Annotated in this window: 14 protein-coding genes; 9 read left to right on the forward strand and 5 right to left on the reverse strand. The window is 70.0% G+C overall.

Annotated features, from left to right (window positions below; genetic code table 11):
• Window positions 1-52: 52 nt before the first annotated feature.
• Window positions 53-649, forward strand: coding sequence for an RBBP9/YdeN family alpha/beta hydrolase (locus ACZ6IE_RS12590; protein WP_464608228.1), 597 nt, complete (start codon window positions 53-55; stop codon window positions 647-649).
• A 55-nt stretch (window positions 650-704) separates the two neighbouring features.
• On the opposite strand, the gene ACZ6IE_RS12595 is transcribed toward ACZ6IE_RS12590, so the two are convergent.
• Window positions 705-1712: a serine hydrolase domain-containing protein gene (locus ACZ6IE_RS12595; RefSeq protein WP_464608229.1), complete on the reverse strand. Its 1008-nt coding sequence runs from the start codon at window positions 1710-1712 to the stop codon at window positions 705-707.
• A 56-nt stretch (window positions 1713-1768) separates the two neighbouring features.
• On the opposite strand from ACZ6IE_RS12595, the gene ACZ6IE_RS12600 reads away from it, so the two are divergent.
• The gene (locus ACZ6IE_RS12600) at window positions 1769-2341 is read left to right on the forward strand and encodes a YdeI/OmpD-associated family protein (protein ID WP_464608230.1); all 573 of its coding nucleotides are present in this window, start codon (window positions 1769-1771) and stop codon (window positions 2339-2341) included.
• Window positions 2342-2374: 33 nt separating this feature from the next.
• Window positions 2375-2869, forward strand: a complete 495-nt coding sequence (gene ybaK / locus ACZ6IE_RS12605; protein ID WP_464608231.1) for a Cys-tRNA(Pro) deacylase — start codon at window positions 2375-2377, stop codon at window positions 2867-2869.
• A 64-nt stretch (window positions 2870-2933) separates the two neighbouring features.
• On the opposite strand, the gene aztA is transcribed toward ybaK, so the two are convergent.
• Window positions 2934-3560 carry a zinc ABC transporter ATP-binding protein AztA gene (aztA, locus tag ACZ6IE_RS12610; RefSeq protein ID WP_464608232.1) on the reverse strand — a complete coding sequence of 209 codons (627 nt, stop codon included), beginning with the start codon at window positions 3558-3560 and terminating at the stop codon, window positions 2934-2936.
• A gap of 50 nt (window positions 3561-3610) precedes the next feature.
• Between aztA and aztB the strand changes: the two genes are divergently transcribed.
• From aztB to ACZ6IE_RS12640, 6 genes are all read left to right on the forward strand, one after another.
• Entirely contained in the window at window positions 3611-4528 is a 918-nt protein-coding gene (aztB, locus tag ACZ6IE_RS12615; protein WP_464608233.1) for a zinc ABC transporter permease AztB, read from the forward strand.
• A complete protein-coding gene (locus tag ACZ6IE_RS12620) occupies window positions 4525-5829 on the forward strand; it encodes a hypothetical protein (RefSeq protein ID WP_464608234.1) in 1305 nt (434 codons plus the stop codon). Before aztB ends, ACZ6IE_RS12620 begins: the two co-directional genes overlap by 4 nt.
• Window positions 5826-6899 carry a zinc ABC transporter substrate-binding protein AztC gene (gene aztC / locus ACZ6IE_RS12625; protein WP_464608235.1) on the forward strand — a complete coding sequence of 358 codons (1074 nt, stop codon included), beginning with the start codon at window positions 5826-5828 and terminating at the stop codon, window positions 6897-6899. Before ACZ6IE_RS12620 ends, aztC begins: the two co-directional genes overlap by 4 nt.
• Before the next feature lie 41 nt (window positions 6900-6940).
• A complete protein-coding gene (gene aztD / locus ACZ6IE_RS12630) occupies window positions 6941-8155 on the forward strand; it encodes a zinc metallochaperone AztD (RefSeq protein WP_464608236.1) in 1215 nt (404 codons plus the stop codon).
• A 206-nt stretch (window positions 8156-8361) separates the two neighbouring features.
• Window positions 8362-8850: an SRPBCC family protein gene (locus ACZ6IE_RS12635; protein ID WP_464608237.1), complete on the forward strand. Its 489-nt coding sequence runs from the start codon at window positions 8362-8364 to the stop codon at window positions 8848-8850.
• A gap of 60 nt (window positions 8851-8910) precedes the next feature.
• Complete coding sequence (locus ACZ6IE_RS12640) at window positions 8911-9894, forward strand: aldo/keto reductase (RefSeq protein WP_464608238.1); 984 nt, start codon at window positions 8911-8913, stop codon at window positions 9892-9894.
• Between the two features lie 169 nt (window positions 9895-10063).
• On the opposite strand, the gene ACZ6IE_RS12645 is transcribed toward ACZ6IE_RS12640, so the two are convergent.
• The 3 genes from ACZ6IE_RS12645 to ACZ6IE_RS12655 all read right to left on the reverse strand — a co-directional run bounded on the left by ACZ6IE_RS12645 (window position 10064) and on the right by ACZ6IE_RS12655 (window position 15203).
• Window positions 10064-12649: a cell wall-binding repeat-containing protein gene (locus tag ACZ6IE_RS12645; protein WP_464608239.1), complete on the reverse strand. Its 2586-nt coding sequence runs from the start codon at window positions 12647-12649 to the stop codon at window positions 10064-10066.
• 161 nt (window positions 12650-12810) lie between these two features.
• Window positions 12811-13488, reverse strand: coding sequence for a response regulator (locus ACZ6IE_RS12650; protein WP_464608240.1), 678 nt, complete (start codon window positions 13486-13488; stop codon window positions 12811-12813).
• The gene (locus ACZ6IE_RS12655) at window positions 13485-15203 is read right to left on the reverse strand and encodes a sensor histidine kinase (RefSeq protein WP_464608241.1); all 1719 of its coding nucleotides are present in this window, start codon (window positions 15201-15203) and stop codon (window positions 13485-13487) included. The genes ACZ6IE_RS12650 and ACZ6IE_RS12655 overlap by 4 nt, the downstream gene beginning before the upstream one ends.
• Between the last annotated feature and the right edge of the window lie 169 nt (window positions 15204-15372).

Genomic DNA, 15372 nt, shown 5'->3' on the forward strand with positions numbered 1-15372 from the left:
CACGGCGGGTCATCGAATTGCCGGTGGGGCGGCGCATGCGGTTGGATCGAGCATGGCCTCTCGCGACGCATCCGAATCTCGAGCGTTTCTCGTTTTGCACGGGTATGACAACTTCCGGCCCGCCGGGCATTGGCAGCATCACCTGGCCGCCGAGCTGGGCGAGCGCGGCGAGCGTGTGGTCTATCCGCAGCTGCCCGATGCCGACGCCCCGCAGGTGGATGCCTGGGCCGACGCGGTTGCCCGAGCCCTCGCCGAAGCATCCGACGACGGCCGACGCCGCGTGATCGTCGTGTGCCACAGCCTCGCGTGCATCGTCTGGCTCGCCGCGCGGCCCACCGAAGACTCCGTCGAACGCGTGCTGCTCGTCGCGCCGCCCGAACAGGATGTCTTGGCCGGGATCGATGCCCTCACCGCCTTCGCCACGCTTCCACTCGCCACCCCGTCGACGCCCACGCTCCTCGTCGGCTCGGATAACGACCCCTATTCACCGAAGGGCGTCACGGCATCCTTCGGCGAACCCCTCGACATCCCGGTCACCGTCATCCCGAACGGCGGACACCTCGAGCCGGGCGCCGGTTACGGGAGATGGCCGTCCGTGCTCGACTGGTGTCTCGACGGCAGCACGAGCATCGTTCCGGCCGCGGCCTAGAACGGGAGCGCGCGCAGGCACCTCGAGCGGGGCCTGCCGACGGCAATAACCGGCGTTAGAAGTTGCCGTCGATCTCGCGCACGACATCCCACGCGCCGTCTTCGCTGTTCGAGAGCACGACCACGTCGACACCGGCCGCCGGGTAGTGCCGCACGATGCCGCTCGAGCCGGCGCCCACGCCATCCGCGTAGTAGGAGCGCACCTCGCCGTTGTCGTCGAGGTCGAATTCGAGGCCGAAACCGTAGAAGAGGTCTTCGTCGAACTCGACCTGCGGGGTGAGGAATTCTTCGGTCATCTCGGCCGTCAGCAGGCCGCCGGAGCGCAGCGACCTCAGGAAGGCGAGCAGGTCGTCGGCCGTGGCCTGGGCGCCAGAGGCCGGGTTGCCGATGGGCGGGGCCGCGAAAACGCTCTCGGTCCACGTGCCGTCGTCGGACTTGTTCCAGCCCTCGGCGATGGCGGAGGCGTCGCTGCGGCGGTCCCAGAAACCCGTGCCCGGCATGTCGGCGACGTCGAAGATGGCCGAGGTGACGACATCCCGATAGCGGCGTTCGGTGACCGATTCGAGCGCGAGACCGGCCAGAACGTAGCCGCTGTCGCTGTAATAGGGCTCGACTCCGGGCTCGGTGACGGCCGGTTTCTGGGCGAACGTGGCGAGCAGGTCGATGGTCTCGGTGAGGGTGTAGACGGGCACGCGGCTCCACAGCTCGTCGTAGCTCTCGCCCGCCTCTTCGTCGACATCGTCGGCCACCCCCGACGTGTGAGTGAGCAGGTGCAGCAGCGTGACCTTGGGCGAAATGGTGGTGTCGTCGAGGTCGACATAGTCGTGAATGGATGCCTCGAGGTCGAGCTCGCCCGTCTCGACCAGTTGCAGCACCGCGACGGCCGTGAACAGCTTGGTGATGGATGCCGTGTCGAACCGCGTATCGAGGGCGATGGGCACGTTCCAGCGCCGCGACGCCAGGCCCGTGGCCGACTCGAACAGCGTGCCGCTCGCATCCACGATCTTCACCACACCCGAGAACTCGGTTTCGGCGATGACTTTTTCGAGCGCGACGGTGTCCATCAGATCAGTTTGCCACCTCCGCCCCGGGTGTCGGCCGTCCTTCCTATACTCGGGGCATGGTGAGCTTTGCCGACAAGCCGATTCTCGATGTGACCCTCGACGGGTGGCAGGCCTATCTCGAGGGCACACCCGACGACGGCGGCGTGCGCCTGAAGCTGCGCAAGAAGAACTCGGCGGCGCCCGGTTTCACGTGGTCGGAGGCGCTCGACGTGGCGCTCTGCTATGGCTGGATCGACGGGCAGGCCGGGCGTTTCGACGAGGATTACACCCTGCAAGCGTTCACCCCGCGCCGCAAGAACAGCCCGTGGTCGCAGGTCAACCGCGAGCATGTGGCACGCCTCATCGATGAGGGTCGTATGCGCCCCTCAGGTCTCGCCGAGGTCGATCGCGCGAAAGCCGACGGGCGGTGGGATGCCGCCTACCGCCAGAAAGGCGCAGAAGCCCCCGCCGATCTGCAGGCGGCCCTCGACGCCAACCCCGACGCGGCCCGCTTCATCGCGCGGCTCAACAAGGTCGACACGTTCCGCATCTATTTCCGCATCGGCAACATCAAGACGCCGTCGGTGCGGGCGGCGCGCATCGCCGATGTCGTCGAGAAGGCCGCGCGCGGCGAACACCACTATCGCTAGCCGCGACACTCCTGCTCAGGAAAGGACGATCGCATGGCCAAGAAGACCGCGGACACCGGGCCCAGCACGCCGGCGACGGTGGCGTTGACGCGCGCGAAAATCACCTTCACGCCGCACGCCTATGCGCACGACGACGGCGCGACCGATTTCGGCGCCGAGGCGGCGCGCGCTCTGGGCGTCGAACCGGCTCGCGTCTTCAAGACCTTGATGGTGCAGACCGACCACGGGCTCGGCGTCGGCATCGTGCCCGTCGACGGCCTGCTCGACCTGAAGGCGGTCGCGGCGGCTCTCGGCGGCAAGAAGGCGACCATGGCCGATCCGGCCCTCGCCGAGAAGAAGAGCGGCTATGTCGTCGGCGGCATCAGCCCCATCGGCCAGCGAATGCCCCTCCCCACCGTGCTCGACGATTCCGCCCTCGCCCACGCCACGATCTTCGTCTCGGGCGGTCGCCGCGGCTTCGACATCGAGCTGTCGCCCGCGGACCTGCTGCGGGCGACGAACGGCCGGGCTGCGCCCATCCGCCGCTAACCTGTGTCAGCCACTAAACGCTCGGCATAAGCCGGCGCCGCCGACCGGGCAAGGGTGATCCGGCTCAGGCTGCGGGAGCGCCGAGCGCGAGCGTGTCGTCGGCCATGGCGGCCGCGTCGGTGTCGTGGGTGGCGAGCACGACCGTGACGCCGCGATCGCGGGCGTCGCCGAGGGCCGCGAAGACGAGGTCGCGGCCCGCGTCGTCGATGCCCGTCGTGGGTTCGTCGAGCAGGAGGAGTTGCGTGCGCGCGGCGAGACCCTGGGCGACGAGGGCGCGCTGGCGCTGTCCGCCCGAGACGTCGCCGAGGGGTGCCCGCGAGAGGTGACGGATGCCGAGCAGGTCGAGCGTGTGGTCGACGATCGTGCGGTCGGCCGAGGTGGGGCGGCGCAGCATCCCGAGATCTGACCAGCGGCCCATGGCGACGGTTTGGCGCACCGTGAGGGGAAGTGTGTCGGCAACGGCACTGCGCTGCGCAACGAAGGCGACGCGCCCGGGCAGGTTGCGCCGGACGGTTCCGGAGGTCGGCGAGATCACGCCGGCGACGAGCCCCAGAAGCGACGATTTGCCCGATCCGTTCGGGCCGGTCAGCGCGGTTATCCGTCCGTGCGCGATGCGGGCGTCGAAGCCCTCGAAGACGGTGTGCCGGTCGTAGCGCAGGCTGACGTTGGCGGCTGTGATGGCGGCATCCATGGGTTCCCTCGGTTTAACGATAACGGTTCTCATTACCTATAGTAGCGAGCATGGATTGGATCGTGGAGCCCTTCGAGGTGGCCTTCGTGCAGCGCGCGCTGTGGGGCGGCATCCTGGCCTCGGCGTTGTGCGCCATCGTCGGCACCTGGGTCGTCGTGCGCGGCATGGCCTTCCTCGGCGACGCCATGTCACACGGCATGTTGCCCGGCATCGCGATCGCCTCGCTGCTCGGCGGCAACGTGCTGATCGGCGCGGCCGCGAGCGCCATCGCCATGTCGCTGGGTGTCACCGCCATCACGCGCCGCTCGAAGCTCTCGCACGACACCGCCATCGGCCTGCTCTTCGTGGGCATGCTGTCCCTCGGCGTCGTCATCGTGTCGAAATCGCAGTCCTATGCCGTCGACCTGACCGGTTTCCTCTTCGGGGATGTCCTCGCGGTGCGCCCGCAGGACCTCGCCGTGCTCGCGGCCGCCCTCATCGTCGCCGGGATCGTCAGCGTCGTGTTCAACCGCGCGTTCGTGGCGCTGGCGTTCGACGAGCGCGTCGCCCGCACCCTCGGACTGCGCCCCCGCCTCGCGCAGGCCGTGCTGCTGAGCCTCGTGACCCTGGCGCTCGTGGCCTCGTTCCACGTCGTCGGCACGCTGCTCGTGTTCGGTCTGCTCATTGCACCACCCGCCGCCGCGGCCGTCTGGGCCCGCAGCATCCCGGCGATCATGGCGGGCGGCGCGGCACTCGGGGCGTTCTCGGTGTTCGCCGGGCTGCTCGTCTCCTGGCACGCGTCGACCGCTGCGGGGGCGACCATCGCGGGGACGTCGGTGCTCGTGTTCTTCGTCTCGGTCGGGGTCCGCGCCGTCGTCCGCCGCGAGACCGGGCACGCGCGGCGGGACATGAAAAGCGACAGCGACCACACCGACACGACGACACCCGCAACACCCGCAACACCCGCATTGAAAGTGAGCTCTACATGACATCCCGTCAGCAGCGCGCCGCCATCGGCGCGACGACGTTCGGCCTCGCCGCCGCCCTCGCCCTCGTGGGGTGCGCACCAGGCGGCGGTCCGAGCAGCACCGACAAAAAGGGCACGGATGCCGCATCCGACGCCGCCCAGCCTCACGGCTACGTCGAGGGTGCCGAGGAATCGGCCGAACCGCAGAACGGGTTGATCTTCGCCGACGCCGCGACCGGCGAGGTGCATCTGCTCGACCTGCTGTCGGGCGACACGAGCACCTTGAGTGACGGCGACAGAAAAGCGCCCACGATCGATGCTCTGCGCACCGACGGACGCTACGCCTACGCCTCGACCGCGTCGACGGGCGCCCTGTCGGTCTTCGACGGCGGCACCTGGACCGTCGACCACGGCGACCACAAGCACTACTACCGCACGGCGCCCGACGCGGTCGGCGTCATCGGCGGGGCCGCGGGAGCGAGCGTCGCATCCTCGCGCACGTTCGTCGCGATCAGCGGCGCCGGCGCAACCGCGAACAGCGTCCTGGACCGGGCCAAGCTCGACGATGGATCGGTCGCGGCGAGCGCCGACCTCACCGCGGCCGCGGCCGGCGCCGCCCTGGTCGTACCCTTCGGCGAGAACCTCGTCACGGTCGCCGGGGACGCGTCCGACTCCCCCGCCGGCACGGTCCAGGTGCACGGGCCCGATGCCGCCGACCTCGGCACGCTCGCCGACACCTGCACGGCTCCGTCCGGCACCGCCACGGCCCGCACGGGGATTGTCATCGGTTGCGACGGCGGAGCCCTGCTCGTCACCGACACGTCAGGCAGTTTCGCGAGCGAGAAGATCGCCTACCCCGACACCCTGCCCGCCGGTTCGCGCGCCACCTCCTTCGAGTACCGGCCCGGGGCCAACTACCTCGCCGCGCGCGCCGCCGACAACACGGTGCTCTCGCTCGACGTCTCCGATCGCGCCTGGTCGGTCGCCACGACCTCGGCCCCCGTCAGCGCCGTCACGTCGCCGGGCGACGGCTCCACCGTGCTCGCGCTGCTGGCCGACGGCACGCTCAACTCCTACTCCACCGAGGACGGCTCGTTGTTGACGAGCGTGCCGCTGCTCGAGGGCGGCGCAAGCACGGGGGCGGATGCGGGGGCGGATGCGGCGAGCGGCACCCCCAGCATCCAGATCGACACCGCGCGCGCCTACGTCAACGACGCCGGCACCCGCCAGATCCACGAGATCGACTACGCCGACGGTCTGCGCCTCACGCGCAGCTTCGACACGACGATCACGCCCAGCCACCTGGTCGAGGTCGGGCGATGACGGGCGCGACGTTCTTTCCCGCCGCCCATCGTGCCGCCGGCGGCATCCGGATGCCGGTGCTCGCCGCTCGGGGACGCCGCCGCTCCCAGGTCGTCGCCCTCGTCGCCACGGCCCTGACCGCCGCGGGTGTGCTCACGGGCTGCAGCCCCGCCGGGGATCACGCCGGCACGGTCGTCGTCACCACCAACATCCTGGGCGACGTCGTGCAGAACATCGCGGGCGACGAGGTGGAGGTGACGGTGCTCATGGGCGCCAACGCCGACCCGCACTCGTTCGGCATCTCGGCTCAACAGGCCGCCGCCCTGCAAGACGCCGACCTCGTCGTCTACAACGGGCTGGGTCTCGAGGAGGGCGTGCTGCGCACGGTCGACGCGGCGGCGACGGATGGCGTGGCCACCCTGGCCGTCGGCGAAGAGGTCGATCCCCTCACGTTCGAGTCCGATCATGCGGGCGAGGACGCCGCCGCCGACGAGGACGCCGAGCACGATGAGCACGCCGAAACCGGCTCTGAGCACAACGACAGCGCCGGCCAGCTCGATCCGCACTTCTGGACCGACCCGGCCCGCATGCGCACGGCCGTCGACGTGATCACGGCCCGCCTCATCGCGGACGTCCCCGGAATCAACGCGGCGGCTGTCGAGGCCAACGCCGACCCCTACCGTGACGAGCTCGCGGCCCTGGAATCCCGCATCCAAGGCGCCGTCGACGACATCCCCGCCGAGAACCGAGCACTCGTCACCAACCACCACGTGTTCGGCTACTTCGCCGAGCGGTACGGCTTCGAGGTCATCGGCGCCATCGTGCCGTTGGGCACCACGCTGGCCTCGCCGAGCGCCTCCGATCTCGACTCGCTGGCCTCGGCCATCCGCTCGTCGGGTGTGCCGGCGATCTTCGTCGACTCGTCGCAACCCGACACGCTCGGGCAGGTGCTGGCCGACGAGGCCGGGCTCGACGTGGCCGTGCTCTCGCTCTACTCCGAGTCGCTGACCTCGGCGAAGGGAGGTGCCCCGAGCTATATCGACATGATGGATGCCAATGTCGAGACGCTCGCCCGCGGACTCTCCCCCTGATCCATCCCACAGCACTCACCCTCGTTTAGAAACGTGAAAACATGCAGAAAAAGACTCGCACCACCACGGCCCTCGCGGCCCTCCTCGCCGGCGGTCTCGCGCTCACGGGCTGCGCATCGGGAGCCTCGAGCACCTCGACGCCCAGCGCCTCCTCCGATGACAGCCACTCCGATTCCCACTCCCGAGGCTCGGGCGCCATCGCCGTCACGTACGACGGCGGCATCTACCTGCTCGACCCCGAGACGCTCGAGGTCACGAGAGACATCCCCCTCGACGGCTTCAACCGCCTGAACCCCGCCGGCGACGACCGCCACCTCTTCGTCTCGACGAGCTCGGGCTTCACGCTGCTGGATGCCCAGGCGGGCGAGCTGACCGACCAGACGTTCGGCGGCGAGAAGCCCGGCCACGTGGTGCGCCACGACGGCCGCACCGTGCTCTTCACCGACGGCACGGGCGAGGTCGAGATCTTCGACACGCACGACATCGAGCACGCGAGCGACGACGGCGCCACAGCCCTCGAACCCGAAGAAACCTACAAGACAGCGGATGCCCACCACGGCGTCGCGGTCGAGCTCGCGAACGGCGAACTCGTCGTCACCCTCGGCACCGAGGAATCCCGCCCCGGCATCATCGTGCTCGACGAGAACCGCACGGAGATCGCGCGCAACGAGGACTGCCTGGGCGTGCACGGCGAAGCGACGGCCGAGGACGAAGCCGTCGTCATCGGCTGCGAGTCCGGCGTGCTCATCTACCAGGACGGCGAGATCACCAAGGTCCCGAGCCCCGACGCCTACGGCCGCATCGGCAACCAGGCCGGCAGCGACGAGTCGCCCATCACCCTCGGCGACTACAAGACCGACAAGGATGCCGAACTCGAGCGCCCCGAGCGCATCTCGCTCATCGACACCCGCACCCAGGAGCTGAAGCTCGTCGACCTGGGCACGAGCTACTCGTTCCGCTCGCTCGCGCGCGGACCGCACGGTGAGGGCCTCGTGCTCGGCACCGACGGAGCCATCCACGTGATCGACCCCGAGGCGGGAACGGTGGAGAACAGCATCCCCGTCATCGCCGAGTGGAGCGAACCCCTCGACTGGCAGCAGCCCCGGCCCACGATCTTCGTGCGCGACCACGTGGCCTACGTGACCGAGCCCGAGTCGAAGAAGATCCACGCCGTCGACATCGAGTCGGGAGAAATCCTCACCTCGGCCACCCTGCCCGAGGCCTCGAACGAACTCTCGGGCGTGCTCGCCCACTAAAGGCACGGCACGGCACAGCCCGGCACGGCACAGCCCGGCACAGCACGAGGGGCGGTTCGCGGATGTCGCGAGCCGCCCTTCTGCGCACACCCCTCTGCGCACACCCCTCGTCGAACGCAACCCGTCGCACGCCACCCACGGCCCCGAATACACTGCCCTGAGACCGACCGGCACCGCGGATATCGCCTCCGCTCGAAAGGATCCCCGTGAACGACGAGCTGCACCACTACCGTCCCGAAGGCCTGCCCGAGACCGATGTCTACCTGAGTCGCACGTTCGCGGCGCCCGTCGAACGCGTGTTCGCGTACTTCACCGAATCCGACCTGCTCGCGACCTGGTTCGGCCCCGAGACCTTCACGACGCCGCGCGAGACCGTCGAGATCGACGCGCGCGAGGGCGGCGTCTGGAAGCTCGCCATGCAAGACCCCGAGACGCACGAACTGCTGCCCATCGACGGCGTCATCACGGCCTTCGACGCCCCCACGCACCTGGCCGTCAGGCTCGACGCGCAGACGGGCGGCGGCGCAGAACTCAGCGACGTGCAGCTCGACATCCGCTTCGAGGAGCGCGACGGGCACGGCCGCCTCACGCTGCACGAGACTCCCTTCGACCTCGAGGGCCGCCACCAGACCGAGCAGGGCTGGCGCCTGTCGTTCGACAAGCTCGACGCCGAGCTCGCCATCCCGGCCGAATAGCTTCTCTCGAACTTTTATCAACCCCTCGGGGGCGTCGGATGTCGCGGCTAGGGTCGAGGCATGGAATCACGCATCCTCGGCCGCACGGGCCGCAACGTCTCGGTCATCGGTCTCGGCACCTGGCAGCTCGGCGCGGACTGGGGTGACGTCTCGGAAGACGACGCCCTGGCCGTGCTCGACGCCTCGGTCGAAAACGGTGTCACCTTCTTCGACACGGCCGACGTCTATGGCGACGGCCGCAGCGAAAGCCTGATCGGCCGGTTCCGCGCCGCGAACCCCGACCTCGACCTCACGGTCGCCACCAAGATGGGCCGCCGCGTCGACCAGACGCCCGAGAATTACACGGCCGCCAACTTCCGCTCCTGGGTCGACCGCTCGCGCAAGAACCTCGGCGTCGACACGCTCGACCTCGTGCAGCTGCACTGCCCGCCGACGGCCGTGTTCCACAACAACGCCGTCTACGACGCGCTCGACGCGCTCGTCGAGGACCAGTCGATCGCGGCCTACGGTGTGAGCGTCGAAGAGGCCGACCAGGCCCTCGCGGCCATCGAGCGTCCCGGCATCGCCACCGTGCAGATCATCTTCAACGCCTTCCGCCTGAAGCCGCTCGACGCCGTGCTCCCCGCGGCCGCCGAGGCGGGCGTCGGCATCATCGTGCGGGTGCCGCTCGCGAGCGGACTGCTCTCGGGCAAGTACACGGCCGAGACCACGTTCGCAGAGTCCGATCACCGCACGTTCAACCGGCACGGCGAGGCCTTCGACCAGGGCGAGACCTTCAGCGGCGTCGACTTCGAAGAGGGCGTGGCTGCCGCGCAGGAGTTCGCGCGCGCGGTTCCCGAGGGCGTGTCGGTTCCGCAGGCGGCGCTCAAGTGGATCGTCGAGCAGCCGGGCGTGAGCACCGTCATCCCGGGCGCGCGCAACGTATCGCAGGCGACCTCCAACGCGCAGGCCGCATCCGTGCCCGCGCTCGGCGCCGACTTCGACCGCGTCGTGCACGACATCTACGACCGCCACTTCCGCGCGAGCATCCACCCGCGCTGGTAGGCATTCGCCCGAGCACGGCGAAGCGCGGGCCGCGCGCAGCGGTCACGCTCGACGCTCCACGCACGGCGAAGCGCCCCTCCCCCGCACAGTCGAGGGGAGGGGCGCTTCTTCGAGGGTCCGGCCGGGCACCTTCGGGTGGCGCCGGCCGGAGGTTGGAGCGGCGGACGGGTCAGCCGCAGGCCTTCAGCGCGGCGACGTCGGCCGAGAGCACGTTCGGGCCACCGAGGAGGGTCACCACGGTGGTGCCGAGCCGGTCGATGGCCTGCAACACGCTGGGCACCACGCATCCGGGGCCGGTCAGGTAGACCGGTGAGCCCTTCGTGCCCGCTAGTGCCGCACCTACGAGGGCGTCGGGGAACCCGACCCCCGAGGCGAGGTAGACGGTGGCGCTCGAGCCGAACGCGTCGAGGTTGATGGCCTCGGCGGTGGCGTAACGGTCAGCACCCGAGAGGCGCTTCACCGCTGTGGACCCGAAGCCCGCCTTCAGGCCGTTCTCGATGCCGACGCTGACGGCGTTGGGGCCGCCCGCGATCTTCACCGCGGTCGTCTTGAGCGTCTTCAGCGAGGCGAGCGTCGCCGCGTCGAGGGTCGCGTTCGTTCCGGGGACGAGCACGACGGGCGCCTGGGCTTTCGCCGCGGCTGCCGATGCCGTGAGGGCGTCCGGGAAGTCGTAACCCGTGGCCACGTAGGCCGTCGGCGCGTTGGCGCCGAAGGCGTCGGAGGCGATGGCCCGAGAGGTGCCGAAGCGGTCGTCGCCCGAGAGTCGAACGGTCGGCGCGAGCGTCTTCAGCTCGGCGAGCACGCTGTTGCTGACGGCGTTGACGCCACCCGCGATGACGATTTTCGTGGGTTTCAGCCGCTTGATCTCGGCTTTCACGGCGGCCGGGAGCGCTTCGGGCGCCGTCAGGAGCAACGGCGACGAGAAGTGGGCGGCGGCCGGGGCGGCGCTCAGGGCATCCGGGAACCCATAGCCGTTGGCGATGTAGAGGCGGGCGACACCGGGGGCGAATGTCTGCGCCACGGCGATCGCGGTGCCGAAACGGTCGGCCCCGGCGAGACGATTCGTCGTCACGTTTCCGGCGAGCACGGCCGTCGTCGCGGCCGAGGTTGCGGTCGCCGTCGGCGGCGTCCAAGCGGGCGCCGAACCTGTCACCCGCACCGAGAGCTGTGCGCCCCGGTCGGCGGCCGTCGCCGTGTAGGTCGCGGCCGTCGCGCCGGCGATATCGGTCGCCCCGCGCAGCCACTGATAGGTGAACGTGGTGGATGCCGGGGTCCACGTGCCCGGGCTGGCCGTCAGCGTTTCGCCGACCTTGGCCGTGCCCGTGATGGTGGGGGTGCCGGCGACGAGCGTTCCGGGCACGGCGGGCGCACCCACGGTGTCGTAGAGGGCGTAGTCGTCGGTCATGATCTCACCGTTCTGGAACACGTTGAGGCCGAAGCTCAAGCCCGTGGTCCCGGCGGGCAGGGCGGGCGTCGTCCATTCGGCCTGTGTCCAGGTGGATGCGGCCGCGAAGTATGCGCTCGACGTGTAGTACGACCAGAGGCCGGCCGTGTTGCGCAGGTAGACGTTGACCTGCGTCGGCACGGTCGACTGATACCAGGCCCGTAACGAGTAGGTGTGCCCGGCCGTCACGGTGGGGGCGCAGGCGCCCTGATCGAAGGTGGACAGTAGTTGGCCGTCGCCGTCGGTGTGGCCCGTCACCACGAGCTTCTCGGCGACCACTCCGGTGCGCCCGGGGGTGACGGTGCTGAAGGTGCGGGTGTTGGTGCCGAAGCCGGCCGTCGACCAGCAGGACGGGATACCGGATGTCGCGACATCCTCGAGGCTCGGATTGACGATGCCGTTGACCCCGGCGCCCGGTGCGGGCGGGAGCGGCTGACTGACGACCGGTTTGACGGCGCCGCCGATGGCGTCGCCCACGGTCTTGACGACGGTGTTCTCGGTGGCCGCTCGGGGGGTCAGCCAATCCGTGAACTGCTGCAGCAGGGCGGGCGAGATCGCGAGCGAGTCGCACGCGTTGTCGCACACGTGATGGAACGTGAGCTGCACCCATCCGCCGCCGTTGTTCTCGGCGTTGAGCACGGCGTTCTGCAGGTCGGTGAGGGTCCAGGATGCGTCGAACTGGTCGAGGGCGCGAGTGTAGAAGGGGTCGGCGGGCGGCAGCGCCTCGGAGAAGCCGCAGCCGGCGCAGCCGAAGCGGGACTCGATGTCGCCGAGGCCGCGGGCGGAGTTGTAGCCGCAATCGGAGACGGCCTTCTCGGCGGCGGCGTCGACGGCCGCGAAGGGGTAGGCGAAGCTGCGCACGTTGGCGAAGCCCCAATCGGCGAGGGTCGCTCGGCTATTGCACGCCTCGCGGGTGGCCTCGGCCGCCGTGATGGTGGTGAAGTCGGGGTGGGTGACCGAGTGGCCGCCGATCTCGTGGCCGCTCGCGCCGAGGCCCTGCAGCTGAGGAAGAGTCATATATCCGGGGGCGCCGATGTAGCCGGTGATGGCGTAGAAGGTGGCCTTGATGCCCGCGGCGTCGAGGATGGGCACGGCCGCCATCTGGTCGGCATTGGTGTCGTCGAACGTGAGGCTCACCACCGTTTGCGGGTCGGTGATGGCGGCGCGGACGGAGGCGGCAGCGCCTGTCGTCGGCGCGGCTTGAGCGGCCTGAGCGGCGAGGGGCATGACCCCGAGCGCGAGGGCGGCCGCCAGTACTGCGGCGAAAGGCCGGGCCCTGAGGGCGTGCGGCATCGCAAAACGTGGACTCATGGGAGGCTCCTGATTCGGGTGGCCGGGAGGTGAACGGCCGATGCCCCAGTCTTGAGGCGCGCTCAGGTGCGCGGCAACGATTCGGCGCAGGCGTGCGGATTGCGCCCCGGGAACGTGCGGGTCTGCGCGCCTTGCGGAAACCCGCCACGCCCGGATCGGAGCTAGCTGCGCGGCAGGTATCGGTGCTCGGGGCGCCCCGTGCTGCCGTAGTTGAGTTGCACGCGGATCGACCCGTCGGCCGCGAGTCCCGAGAGGTAGCGCTGCGCGGTCGCGCGCGACACACCCACGCGCTCGGCGACGTCGACGGCCGAGAGCTCGCCATCGGCGCGTTCGACGGCGTCGAGCACGGCCTGCTCGGTCGCCGACCGCGAGCGCGACCCACCGGGGCTGTCCCCCGAGTGCACGATGCGCAGGCCCCGTTCGATGGCTTCCTGGTCGAGGGTTCGTGCGGGGTCGGCGGGCACGACGTTGGTGAATCGCTGGAACGCCGCGATGCGGTCGGTCAGCGCCTCGGCCGCGAACGGTTTGATCAGGTAGCAGAGCGCCCCTCGGCGCAGGGCCGTGCGCACGGTGTCGGCGTCCGAGGCGGCGCTCAAGAGGAAGACATCCGCGTCGATGTCGCGCAGGAGGTCGATCCCGCTTTCGTCGGGCAGATAGGCGTCGAGCAGCACGAGGCCCGGGCGGTACTGCGCGATCGCCTGTCGAGCGGCGGCAGCCGTGCCGACGGGTTCGAGCACGCGCACGCCGGGCACCCGCGCGGCGTATTCGGCGTGCAGGCGGGCCACGCGGAAGTCGTCGTCGACGACCAGGACGACGAGATCATCGGATGCTGCGCTCACGGTGTTCCTTCGCTCGAGTTGTCGGGGCGGGCGGGCTCGACGGCCCCGGGCATGCGCACGCAGAAGACCGCGCCGTGTTCGCCGGGCACACCGCGCGAGGCGAGCCAGAGGTCCCCGCCACTGCGCCGGGCGATGTCGCGGGAGAGTGGCAGCCCGAAGCCGAGACCGTGCACGGCGTCAGGGTCGGGCTCTGCGCGGTCGCCGTCCTCCTCCAGGGCATCGACCCCGTTCCCGGAGTCCATCACCGACAGATAGAGGTCGCCCCCGTCATCCAGCACCTCGATCTCCACCCACGCCGGTGTGGTGCGCCCCATCACGGCCGCCGCGACGGCATTGTCGATGAGGTTGCCGAGCACGGTCGTCACGTCCTCGGCGGCGACCACGTGACCCGTCACCAGCGTCTCGGCGCCGATCGTGAGCAGCACTCCCTTCTCGGAGGCTTCGACACCTTTCGCCCCCAGGAACGCCTGCAGATAGGGCTCGGTCAGGCGGTCGGCGTGCTCGACGGGGTATTTGAGCGGACCGTGGTTCAGCACATCCGCCAGATAGCGCTCGGCCTGGTCGTGCTCCCCCGTGGCGATGAGGCCCGAGATGGCGTGCAGGCGGTTGGCGAACTCGTGGCGTTGCACGCGCAGCGCGGTCGTCATGGCGTTCACGGCGTCGAGTTTGCGGCTGAGCGCCTCGACGTCGGTGCGGTCGCGCACGATCACGACGCGGCCGAGGTGGGCTCCGTCGCGCGACACGGTGCGCACGTCGATGAAGACCACGCGGCCGTTCAGCAGCAGTTGTTGTTCGGTGCCGTTGCCCCGCACGAGCGCGCGGAAGTCGGCGGGCAGGTGCAGGTCGTCGAGCGTGTGGCCCACGGCATCCGAGACCCCTAGCAGCCGGGCCGCCTGGTCGTTGCACACCGTGATGCGGTCGTCGGGGCCCAGGCCGATCACGCCCTCACCCACGCCCGAGAGCACGGCCTCCTGATCTTGCACGAGTGCCCGCAACTCCTCCGGTTGCAGGCCGAGGGTCAGCCGACGCAGCCGACGCCGAATCAGAATGGATGCCGCCACACCGACGCCCAGGGCCGCCAACGCCCCGATCACGACGGGTGCGATCTCGTTGCCCAGCGTGTCGAACACCGTGGAGGCCGCGAAGCCCACGCTGATCTCGCCCACCACGTCGTCGGTCGAACCGGGGGCCGCTCCGGGCGCCAGCACGGGCACCTTGGCGCGCGCGGAGTCGCCGAGCGTGCCGCGTTCCCAGGAGACATCCTCGCGTCCGGCGAGAGCCACGTCGGGGCTCGTGCTCACGGTCTCGCCGAGCTCGTCGGGGTTCGGATGCGCGAGCCTGATGCCCTGATCGTCGGTGATGACGACGAACAACGCGCCGGTCCTGACGCGCACGTTCTCGGCCACGGTCTCGAGCGGACCGTTCGCGAGCTCTGCCGCGGACGGCGTGCCCGGATCGGCCGACCACTCGGCAACGTCGGACCGCACATCGGGGTCTTCGGCCACGCTGCGGGCGATGGCCAGCGCGGTCGCCTCGGCCTCGCGCACCAGCTGGCCCGTGCCCACCCACACGAAGACGCCGGCCGAGATGGCCACGGTGGCGAGCACGACGGCCACCTGCAGGATGAACACCTGCGTGACGAAGCGCAGCGGTGCGCGGGGTGTTCGCGGTGCGCGGGGTGCGCGAGGTGTGCGCGTTGCGGATGTGCTCGGCATGCGACCTCCTTCGCCTCGTCGCCCTTCAGGGTATCCAGACGGGCCCCCGTCGGCCTCATGAGCACAATGCGCAAAACCGGTTTTATGCGTGCTTTCTCCTAAACGAGGCAAAGCGAGACAGCGGATGCCGCGTCTGCGAGCCTCTGGGGGCGGCGCACCATTCCGCAGA

Source organism: Okibacterium sp. AC114, from assembly GCF_979253355.1.